This window comes from Ruegeria sp. BB7, assembly GCF_056539365.1.
In genome coordinates, this window is sequence record NZ_JBQFUV010000053.1 from 1 (window position 1) to 583 (window position 583).

At 53.3% G+C, this 583-nt stretch carries 1 protein-coding gene; it reads left to right on the forward strand.

Annotated features, from left to right (window positions below; genetic code table 11):
* A partial coding sequence (locus ACR0D7_RS19420) for a hypothetical protein (protein WP_480680482.1) occupies positions 1-583 on the forward strand: 583 nt, incomplete at both ends.

Below are 583 nucleotides of genomic sequence, written 5' to 3' on the forward strand. Positions count from 1 at the left end.
GTTCGGAGATCGGCGCGTTTAACGGGTCTACGGTGGCCTTGCACATCGGTGATGAGGTCTACTCGGTAGATGTTTCCGGCGGTTTCCTAAATTGGGCTGTTGAGCTGAGGGATCAGTTCAACACGCGCGGTACGCAAACGGATGACTACACATTAGAGATTGAGGATCTTGCCGGAGCGACCGTCGGCGTTCTTCGTATCGCGCCGAGCGACAGTCTAGCAGTTGGTGAGGCTTTCAGTACAGATTCTCCTCTGGTTCCGGTCCGCTTTACGGTCGATGGGACGGATATAGGCGATCCGGACGATTTCGGATTTTTCACGGATGGTTTGGCGACTTCAAACGAGCGCAATTTCCTGACCGATCGCGAAACTCTGGAAATTGCAGATGTGGGTGAGTACGGAATTGTTTCGGTTGACGTGAATGGCGAGACATATTCCTACAAACTTCAGGCCGGAGAAGATTCGGTTTCCGCCGCACAAGCTCTGGCAGAGATGATCAATGCGGCAAGCCTTGCAAACATCGAGGCTGACGCAGGTCACTCGGGTGACAATGGTATTCTATCCGTCTACTCGACCACGCGTTC